General features: G+C 71.1%; 7 protein-coding genes and 1 pseudogene. 4 read left to right on the top strand and 4 right to left on the bottom strand.

All coding sequences use genetic code 11. From position 1 onward, the window contains the following. Positions 1 to 141: 141 nt before the first annotated feature. The 3 genes from D7V97_RS34850 to D7V97_RS34840 are packed head-to-tail and all read left to right on the top strand — an operon-like array spanning position 142 to position 4,340. On the top strand, positions 142 to 2,511 hold the full coding sequence (locus D7V97_RS34850; protein ID WP_120614941.1) for an arylsulfatase: 2,370 nt from the start codon (positions 142 to 144) through the stop codon (positions 2,509 to 2,511). Positions 2,512 to 2,538: 27 nt separating this feature from the next. Next, positions 2,539 to 3,405, top strand: coding sequence for a hypothetical protein (locus tag D7V97_RS34845; RefSeq protein WP_120614940.1), 867 nt, complete (start codon positions 2,539 to 2,541; stop codon positions 3,403 to 3,405). A 44-nt stretch (positions 3,406 to 3,449) separates the two neighbouring features. Further along, positions 3,450 to 4,340 (top strand): bile acid:sodium symporter, encoded by an 891-nt coding sequence (locus D7V97_RS34840; protein ID WP_120614939.1) that lies wholly within the window; start codon positions 3,450 to 3,452, stop codon positions 4,338 to 4,340. 30 nt (positions 4,341 to 4,370) lie between these two features. Here the strand turns inward: D7V97_RS34840 and D7V97_RS34835 are convergent, their stop codons facing one another. The 3 genes from D7V97_RS34835 to D7V97_RS34825 form a co-directional block, all read right to left on the bottom strand. Next, positions 4,371 to 5,405, bottom strand: coding sequence for a hypothetical protein (locus D7V97_RS34835; RefSeq protein WP_147445100.1), 1,035 nt, complete (start codon positions 5,403 to 5,405; stop codon positions 4,371 to 4,373). A gap of 183 nt (positions 5,406 to 5,588) precedes the next feature. Continuing rightward, positions 5,589 to 5,918 (bottom strand): hypothetical protein, encoded by a 330-nt coding sequence (locus D7V97_RS34830; protein ID WP_147445099.1) that lies wholly within the window; start codon positions 5,916 to 5,918, stop codon positions 5,589 to 5,591. Between the two features lie 2 nt (positions 5,919 to 5,920). Next, positions 5,921 to 6,697, bottom strand: a complete 777-nt coding sequence (locus tag D7V97_RS34825) for a DUF2092 domain-containing protein (RefSeq protein WP_158623521.1) — start codon at positions 6,695 to 6,697, stop codon at positions 5,921 to 5,923. Between the two features lie 286 nt (positions 6,698 to 6,983). Here D7V97_RS34825 and D7V97_RS34820 point away from each other — a divergent pair, with 286 nt between their 5' ends. After that, positions 6,984 to 8,759: a SulP family inorganic anion transporter gene (locus D7V97_RS34820; RefSeq protein ID WP_233583414.1), complete on the top strand. Its 1,776-nt coding sequence runs from the start codon at positions 6,984 to 6,986 to the stop codon at positions 8,757 to 8,759. A 14-nt stretch (positions 8,760 to 8,773) separates the two neighbouring features. On the opposite strand, the pseudogene D7V97_RS44930 reads toward D7V97_RS34820, so the two are convergent. Next, positions 8,774 to 9,189: pseudogene (locus tag D7V97_RS44930) on the bottom strand (hypothetical protein); the annotation flags it as partial.

Raw genomic sequence — 9,189 nt, 5'->3', positions numbered from 1 at the left:
GCATCGGCCTGGAGGGAGGGGCCTCCCGTGTCCCTGGCGCGGTCCCTGGGAGCCGCCGGGCAGCGCGTCGGTTCCGCGCAAGGGGGGCGCTTGTCGCGGGCGCGTGTCGGCCTCACTTCAAACCGGAGGAGGTGGCACGCCATGAGCGCCGACAAGCCAAAGACCTATCGGGAGGGTGAGCGATTCCCGGGTCGGATTGGCAGGACGTGGGAGGAGTCCGAGCCCGCGTTTCCCATGCCACCCAAGGCCCCGAAGGATGCACCGAACATCCTCTACGTCATCCTGGACGACGTCGGCTTCGGCTGGTGCGAACCGTTCGGTGGGCTCATCCACACGCCCCACATGATGCGCCTGGCCCAGCAGGGGCTGCGCTACACGCACTTCACCACCACGGCGCTCTGCTCGCCCACGCGCTCCTGCCTCGTCACCGGCCGCAACCACCACTCGGTGGGCATGGCCAACATCACCGAACTCGCCACGGGCTTCCCCGGCTACAACGGACGGCAGCCGCAGGACAAGGCGGGCATCCCCGCCATGCTGCACCAGCACGGGTACACCAGCTTCTGCATCGGCAAGTGGCACAACACGCCGTCGGAGGAGACGACCATCGCCGGCCCGTATGATCGCTGGCCCACCGGTCCTGTCTTCGGCTTCGACCGGTTCTACGGCTTCCTCGGGGGAGACTGCGACCAGTGGGAGCCGAAGCTCTTCCTCGACCGCGAGGCGGTCGATCCTCCCCGGACCCCGGAGCAGGGCTACCACCTCTCCGAGGATCTCGTGGACAGGACCGTGAGCTGGATCTCCCAGCACTACTCGGCCGAGCCCACGCGGCCGTGGCTCACGTGGCTTGCCTTCGGCTGCGCGCACGCGCCCCACCACGTCGCCCGCGAGTGGAGCGACAGGTACAAGGGCAGGTTCGACATGGGGTGGGACGCCTACCGGGAGCAGGTGCTCGCCCGCCAGAAGGAGATGGGCATCCTGCCTGAACACACCCGGCTCGCCCCCATGCTCGAGGGCATCCCGAAATGGGACACGCTCTCCTCCGACGAGAAGCGCCTGTACAGCCGGATGGCGGAGATCTACGCCGGGTTCATCGAGCACGCCGATGCCCAGATTGGACGGCTCGTGGACTTCCTGGAGCGGACGGGCCAGCTCGACAACACGCTCATCTTCGTGTGCATCGGCGACAACGGCTCCTCCGGTGAGGGAACCCTGACCGGCCTGTTCAATGAACAGACCGTGGCCAACAACGTCCCCGAGACGGTGCAGCAGAACCTGGACCGCATCGATCAGCTCGGCCAGCCCGGCTCATACAACCACTACCCCGTGGGCTGGGCGCTCGCTGGCAACGCGCCCTTCCAGCTCTGCAAGCAGTACACGCACTTCGGCGGCGTCCGGAACCCGCTCATCGTGCACTGGCCCCGTGGAATCCAGGCCCGGGGCGAGCTGCGGACCCAGTACCACCACGTCATCGACATCGTGCCCACGATCCTCGAGGCCATCGGCATTGAAGCCCCGCGGTTCATCAACTCCGTGCAGCAGGACGCCATCGAAGGCTTCCCGATGAACTCCTCGTTCAACGACGCCAGGGCCCCGTCGAACCACACCACCCAGTACTTCGAGATGCTGGGCAACCGCGGCCTCTACCACGACGGCTGGAAGATCGTGACGTACCACGGCCGCAAGCCCTGGGAGAACAAGGCGCGGTGGGACTTCGACGCGGATCACTGGGAGCTCTACAACCTCGCCGACGATCCCTCGGAGTCCGACGACCTCATGAAGGGCCGCGACCGGGCCAACCTGGACGACCCGCTGGTCAAGAAGCTCATCGAGCTGGTGGGCCTGTGGTGGGCCGAGGCGGGGAGGTACCAGGTGCTGCCGCTCGACGACCGCTTCCAGATCCGCGCGCTCGGGCGCAAGGGGCTCTACGCGCAGCGGGAGCGGATGACCTTCTACGAGGGCTCCGTGCGCATCCAGGAGTTCGCCGGGCCCGACACGAAGAACCGCTCCTGGGAGATGACGGCCGAGATCGAAGTCCCCGCGGGCGACGTCAACGGGCCCATCGTCGCGCTGGGCGGAACCTCGGCGGGCTGGTCGCTGTACCTCAAGGAGGGCGTGCCGGTGTTCTGCTACAACTTCCCCGGTCCCGAATACACGTTCCTCCGCGCCAGTGCGCCCCTGCCCCCCGGGCGCCACGTGTTGCGCTACGAGTTCGAGAAGACAGGGCCGGAGCCCTACGGCGCCGGTGGCACCGGGCGCCTGTTCGTCGACGGGGCCCTGGTGGCCCAGGGCCCCATCTCGCGGACGGTGTCGGTGGGCTACTCGATGGATGAGACCTTCGACGTCGGCTGGGACAAGGGCACCGCGGTCACTCCGGAGTACGGCTCCAATGCCCGGTTCACCGGAAGGGTCCTCCGCGTGGACTTCGACCTCAAGCCCGACTTCCACCCGGACTACGACGCCCACCAGCAGGCGGAGGCGAAGTTCGCCCACGAGCTGCTTCGCCAGTAGCCCTGAAGGGAAAGGAAGGGTGGGTGGATGGCCAGCGAGCGACATGGGAGGCCCGTCGAGGCGCTTCGCAACCTGACCCTGTCGTTGCAGCGCCTGCTGGCGAGCGGGGTCGCGAGCGGCGCGGTGCACGGCGCGGCGGACGGGTTGCGCGAGGAGCTGCCCGAGCTGAACGGGCAGTTGCGCACCATCGCCCACGACGTGCTCGCGGTGCTGGCGCGGCTGACGCACGAGGCGGCCGAGCGCGAGGGCGCGGAGCCTGGGGCCGCGGCCCACACGCTGGCCGCCGCGGCCATGGAAGGGGCGCTGGAGGTGCTGGAGCGGGAGTGGCAGGAAGGCGGCCTGCCGATCCACGACTTCATGGTGCGCCTCAACCGCCTCTTCGACCACGCGGTGGACTACGCCCGCTCCCGCACCGACGAGATCCACACGCCAGGAGAGCGGGCCCGGATCATCGTCCGGAGCATGGTGACGGAGGCCTCGGAGCGGCTGCATGAAGCGGTGCCAGCGCTCGTGGAGGACGCGCGGGTGATGGCGCCGCTGGGCGAGGAGGTGGCCTCGAAGGTGGGGCGGGGGCTCGTCGAGGGCATCGGGTCGAAGCTCCAGGAGGACTCCGACGCGCTCGTGGGCCTGCTGGAGCGCGGCGGCCGGGGCCTGGTGCGGGGGCTGGCGGAGGGCCTCCGCGAGGAACTGGCGTCCAACCCGGTGCTCTCGGGCGAAGCGCTGGGCGCCTCCCTGGAGAAGCTGGCGGAACGCACCACCGCCGCGACCCTGCGGGGCGCGCTGGAGGCGCTCGGCGCGGGCCTGCGCCGCCCCTTGATGGCCGTCGCGGGCGCGGGCAGCGCGCTCTGGATCCTCTCCGTGCTGGCGGTGCGCTGGCGCAGGAGCCCGTCGTAGCCCGTGGGCGAAGCGGCCCCAACCCCCTGAAAGGGGAATGCACCATGCTGAAAGACGTCATTGCCTTCGTGCTGTCCAACGCCATCGTCGTGTTCATGTTCTCCGCCGGGCTGGCGGCACAGCGGGGCGGTGTCCGGCAGATCTTCCAGCGACCGGCGCTCTACGGGCGGGCGCTGGCCGTGGTGCTCGTGGCGGTGCCGCTCCTGGCGTACGTGCTGGTGCGGCTGTTCAGGCCGCCTCCCGTGGTGGCGACCGCCATCGTCCTCACGGCCATCTGTCCCGGGGCGCCCCTGATGGTGAAGCAGGCGAAGTCCCTGCACGCGAGCGTCACCACGGCGCTCAACCTGCTGCTGCTGCTGTCCATCTGCTCCCTCGTCACCGTGCCCCTCTGGGTCGAGGTGCTGGACCGCGTGATGGGGGTCCAGCTCCAGGCGAGTCCCGGACTGGTGCTGCGCACCCTGCTCGTGAAGGTGATCCCGCCGCTGGTGGCGGGACTGGCCGTCCAACAATTCTTCCCGCGCGTGGCGGGGGGGCTGGCCGTGTGGACCAACCGCCTGTTCAACGTGCTCCTGGTGGTGGTCGTGGTGCTCCTCGTCGTCAAGGCGCCGCCGCGGCTGGGGGAGCTCGGGGGCGCCACGGTGCTGGCCCTGTTGGTGCTCGTGTCCGCCTCGGCCTTCCTGGGACATTGGGCGGGCGCGCCACGACTCGAGGATCGCAAGGCCGCGGCCCTGACCGCGGGCCTCGCCCCTCCGGCGCTCACCCTGACCATCATCGTCCACAGCTACCCGCGCCTGCAGGCGCTGGAGGTGGCGGCGGGGGTGGCCGCCATCGTCATCGTCCGGCTGCTCGCGTTGATTCCCTACAAGATCTGGGCGAAGCGGCAGGACCGGAAGGAGCACACCGAACGGTTGCCCCCGGGCAGCGTGACGGGCTGACCCCGTGCGGCGCGCGTGCGGTCTCGGGGCTCACCAGATGTAGCGCAGGATGAGGTGTCCGTAGCTGAGCGTGGGCTTGCCGGACTCGCGCTCCTCGCCTTGTTCTCCGAGGCCGAGGCGGCGCGCGGCGTTCAGGGTGGTTGCCGCGCCCAGGCCGACCTGCAGGTGGGGCCGCCCGGAGTAATAGAGGCCGAGCGCGACCGTGCTGGCGCCCAGGGTCCTGACGGGACGGCCCTCCTCGGTCTCCTCGCCGGTGGTGAACAGGTACTCGCCCAGGAGGGCCAGGGGGACGCCGTGGGGCGCGAAGTCCGCGGCGAGCGCGGCCGCGAAGTTGACGCGCGCCGCGTGCGACTCCTGCGTGACGCGGCCGCCATCCGCGGCGATGAAGGGATCCCGCTCGCGCCAGGCGTACTCGCCGAACGCGGAGGCCTGCAGCGAGAACGTCCGGCTGAAGGCCTGGGCCAGGAACGCACCGCCATTCACGGAGGTCTCTCGCGTGGGCACGCGGATGTACTCGTCGAGGTTGCCCTCCAGCACGTCCTCGAAGGTCAGCCCCGGGTCGTTCAGGATGCCGTTGACGAACGAGCGGACGGTGACGTCCCTGCCGTGCTCGAGGCCCACGTTGGCGCGAAGGGAGAGCTGCGTTCCGCTGGGCTCGTTGCGCCACACCCGCACGACGGCCCCCGCCTGGCCGAGCAGATCCACCGACGCGCCCCGCAGCAGCAGCGAGGGGGTATCCGCGCCGGTGATGACGGTGGCTCGCGCGAAGCCCGCCACGCCCAGCCAGTCCGTGAAGGCGATGCCCAGGTCCAGCGTCTGTTGGACGCCCGTGAACAGCACATCCCTCGTGCCCAGCCTGCCGACAGGCACGTCCGGCACGTCGTAGCGCGCGATGCCTTCACGAAGGCCCACGTTCGTGGTCACCAGGGCGCTCTGCTGGAGGATGGGCAACAGGAAGGTGTGGCCGCCCAATTGCCGGGCATCGTTGGTGGGGCATGCCGGTGCTTCCGCGGCGGAAGCACTTTCGGCGGGTGCCGTCCCCAGGAGCAGGAGCAGCCCCAACATGGTCGGTGTCATGGGCGTCCAACGTGGGTGGGCCGCGCCTGGGCGACTACCGGCCCTGGGGCTGTGCCCTTCCGTCGCGGTCCGCGCGCGGCCCCACCCCGGGGGGCCGGAGCACAGGCCCGCCCCAGGCGCCGTGGGCGCTTCCGGCGGTGGAGCGGGCTTCACCGCCGGAAGCGCCAGGGGCTACTCGACGGCGTACACGAGGGACTCTCCCTGGTAGTAGGGGCGGTAGCGGACGGAGCCACACTGCTGGTAGGTGATGCCGCCCACCGGCGCGGCCATGCAGCCCGCGGGGAGCGCCGTGACGGTGGCCGCGCCCACGGGCACCGCCACCACGGCCGCGCTCGTGCCGCCGCTGTAGGCGTCATGCCGGTAGGACGTGCGTCGCGAGGTGCGTCGCGCCACCCGGCGCGACGTGCCGTACTGGGCCAGGGCCTCCGGGAGCAGCCCTCCCATGACGAAGAGCCCCAGCAACATCCCCGCCGCCCGCTGGCGGGACCCGCGCGCTAGCATCCTCATTTCGCACCTCCCTCTTGCTGCCCACCCTGCTTGCCCGGCTCGGCGAACGACACGCGCATCGCGTCGCGCGGGGGGGTGAACTGGAACTGCTGCGGGGTGAACTGGGGCGACAGGTTCCAGTCGGACAGGTCCACCGCGTACTGCGGCGCTCCCGGCAGGTCCCGGGAGGTGATGACGTACTTGCGCGGCAGGGGCCGGGGGCCGTCCTCGACCCAGAGCTCCCAATCCACGCCATCGCGGTTGCGGAACGCCAGGTGGTGCACGGGCGTGCCGTCCACCAAGGCGCGGCCCAGGTAGCTGCCGGAGCACACGTCCTCGGTGAGGGCGGCGTAGGGATCGCTGACGAGCAGGTCCCCCGCGGGCGCATCCAGCCCCAGTCGCTGCGAGGCCATGTCCAGGGTGGCATCCAGGGTGGAGGGCGCCGGGGTCGTCGCATAGGCGTTGGCGCGCTCGCCCTGGAGGGTGAACTTCTGGCCGTCGTAGAAGAGGTGGAGGCGGGCCAGGTCTCCGCTGCGGTCCACGCGGAGCCGGTTGGGCCGCTGCACGCTCACGTCGCCCTCGCGCTGCATCTGGATCTTCTGCCCCGATTCGAGCACTTCATCGAGCGTCCCCTCGGTGCGGACGGAGAACTCGCGCTGAGCGGCCAGGAAGTCGCTCATCTGGCGCAGGATGCGCTGGGCCTGGGGGTCGACTTTCTCGGCGGGCTCGGCGGGCGCTTTCGCCTGCTGCGCGCCTCCGATCAGGGGTGTGGCCCCCAGGAGCAGGGCGAGCACGGGACCCCACCAGCTCCTGCTCCACCTCCCTCCAGTACGTGTGTCTGTCATGAGCACCTCCTGTGTCGCGGGGAAGACCTCTCCAGGATCTGGGGCCGCGGCCACCGGGCTCCAAGGCTCATCGGTTCGACCGCCACGCCGGCTGGTGGCTCACGCAAGGCCGCCGCTTCGCGGAGCACCGGCGCCGGGTGGCAGGCGCGCGCCTCCTGTTTGCCGACACGCGTGGCACGGTCCAGCTTTGCCGTGCGGTGGCGGAGCGTGCGCCGTTGAACGCAGGGAGGCATGCATGCACCCCAGGCTCCGGAGGCCGTCATTCGCGGGGATGTGGCGGGCGGTGGCGCGCGGCGTCCCCGGGCTGCGGCTGGCGCGGGGGTATTCGCGCCAGGGGTTCGTGGCGGATCTGCTCTCCGCGCTCACCGTGGGCGCGATGCTCATTCCCCAGGGGCTCGCGTATGCGCAGATCGTCGGGGTGCGCCCGGCGGCAGGCCTCTACGCGGGCGTCGCGGGCATGCTGGCCTACGCGCTGTTCGGGCCCTCGCGGCACCTCATCCTGGGGCCCGAGGCGGGGGCCGCCATCCTCACCGCGTCGGCCCTGGCCCCCGTGGCCGCGGGCGCGGACCCCGTGCGCTACGCCTCGCTGGCGGCGCTGCTCGCGCTGATGGTGGGCGTGCTGAGCCTCCTCGGGGGACTGCTCAAGGCGGGCGCGCTCGCGGACTTCCTGTCGCGGCCCATCCTGGTCGGCTACGTCAACGGCGCGGCGCTGATCATCATCGGCAGCCAGCTGGCGAAGCTCTTCGGGCTGGAGCGCAAGGCCAGCGACTTCGCCGGTCAGGTGTATGAAGTGGGCGCGAACGTCCAGCGGGCCCACGTGCCGACGGTGCTGCTCGGCGTGGGCATCATCGGGGTGTTGGTGTTGCTGCGGCGCTTCCTGCCCCGGGCGCCCGGCCCGCTCATCCTGGTGGTGTTGACCACGGTGGCGGGCGAGCTCCTCCAGTGGGCGCAGGGCGGCATTCAGGTCGTGGGCGCGATCTCCCCGGCGCCTCCGGCCTTCGGAGTTCCCTCCGCCCGGTTCGGGGACGTGCGGGCGCTGCTGCCGGCCGCCTTCAGCCTGGCGCTCGTCAACTACGCCAGCTCGGTGCTCACCGGGCGCATCTACGCGGACCGGTTCCGCTACCGGCTGGACACGAACCAGGAGTTCCTGGGGCAGGCGGCGGCCAACCTCGCCACGGGCCTCACGCAAGGCTTCCCCGTCACGGCCAGTGACTCACGCACGGCGGTCAACGCCGCCATGGGGGGCCGCACGCAGTGGGTCGGGGTGATGGCGTCGGTGGTGGTGCTCGTGTTCGCGCTGTTCTTCACGCCGCTGCTGCGCAGCCTGCCCCTGGTGACGCTGGCGTCCATCGTCATCGTGGCGGCCGTGTACCTGATGGATGTCGTGTCCATCGTCGCGCTGTGGCGTGTGCGGCCCGTGGAGGCGGTGCTGGCGGTGGCGACGATGCTGGGCGTCGTGGTGCTGGGCATCCTCCAGGGCATCCTCATCGCGGTGGTGCTGGCGCTGGCAGACCTCATCCGCCGGGCTGCACGGCCGCACGACGCGGTGATCGGCGAGCGACCCGGAGGGGCGGGCTTCCACGACATCGAACGGTACGCGGACGCGGAGACCATTCCGGGACTCGTCATCTACCGCTTCGACGCGCCGCTCTTCTTCGCCAACGCACGCTACCTGCGCGAGGAGGCCCGGGCGCTGGTGGCGGGTGCGCGCACGCCGGTGCGGTGGTTCGTGCTGGATGCGTCCGCCGCGTTCGACCTCGACGTCACCGCGGCCGAGGGGCTGGAGAAGCTGCGGCGGGAGTTCAAGGAGGAGGGCGTGGTGCTGGGCATCGCGGAGGCCCGTGCGCCCCTGCGGCGGATGCTGCGGCGCACGGGCCTGACACAGCGGCTGGGCCCGGAGAACCTCCACCCGAGCGTGGAGGAGGCGGTGCGCAGCTTCGTGGCGCTTCGGGCCGGGGACGCGGGACCCAGGCCCGAAGGGACTCCGCCCGCGCCGCCTGCCCTGCATTGAAGCCGCGGGGAGGATCAGCGCAGCAGCCGGGACCACCAGCGCCACGCGCACTGGTTGTTGGCGGGGATGTTCAGGTCGATCTGCTGGACCACCGTTCCATCCACGCCAACGCCCAACCGCCGTCCGAAGCAGCTTGCACCACCCAGGGGCAGGGTGAGCTCACCGCACGAGCTCCCATCGCCGGTGAAGAAGAGGAGGGACTCCTGGCAGCCGGTGCCCGCGATCTCCGTCGGCGGTGGCGTCAGGGCGTAGGCGCGGTTCTGCCGGATGAGGCTCAGGGTGGTGCCGGGCCGGGACTCAAGCCACGCCGGTGCGGGGAGCGCCCGCGCCTCACCGCTGGGGAACTGCCGCAGCCACTGGCCCTCCAACTGGAGCACCAACCCTCCGCCCACCAGTCGCGACAGCCCTGACCCCGTGGACCCCGTCGGGG

This window comes from Corallococcus sp. CA053C (assembly GCF_003611675.1).
Classification (GTDB): Bacteria; Myxococcota; Myxococcia; order Myxococcales; family Myxococcaceae; genus Corallococcus.
This window is presented reverse-complemented; position numbering and strand designations above follow the sequence as displayed.

Excerpts from the sequence above, each read along its gene's own strand:
- D7V97_RS34840 (WP_120614939.1), top strand. The coding sequence starts at position 3,450 with ATGCTGAAAGACGTCATTGCCTTCGTGCTGTCCAACGCCATCGTCGTG.
- D7V97_RS34835 (WP_147445100.1), bottom strand. The coding sequence starts at position 5,405 with ATGTTGGGGCTGCTCCTGCTCCTGGGGACGGCACCCGCCGAAAGTGCT.
- D7V97_RS34830 (WP_147445099.1), bottom strand. The coding sequence starts at position 5,918 with ATGCTAGCGCGCGGGTCCCGCCAGCGGGCGGCGGGGATGTTGCTGGGG.
- D7V97_RS34845 (WP_120614940.1), top strand. The coding sequence starts at position 2,539 with ATGGCCAGCGAGCGACATGGGAGGCCCGTCGAGGCGCTTCGCAACCTG.
- D7V97_RS34850 (WP_120614941.1), top strand. The coding sequence starts at position 142 with ATGAGCGCCGACAAGCCAAAGACCTATCGGGAGGGTGAGCGATTCCCG.
- D7V97_RS34820 (WP_233583414.1), top strand. The coding sequence starts at position 6,984 with ATGCACCCCAGGCTCCGGAGGCCGTCATTCGCGGGGATGTGGCGGGCG.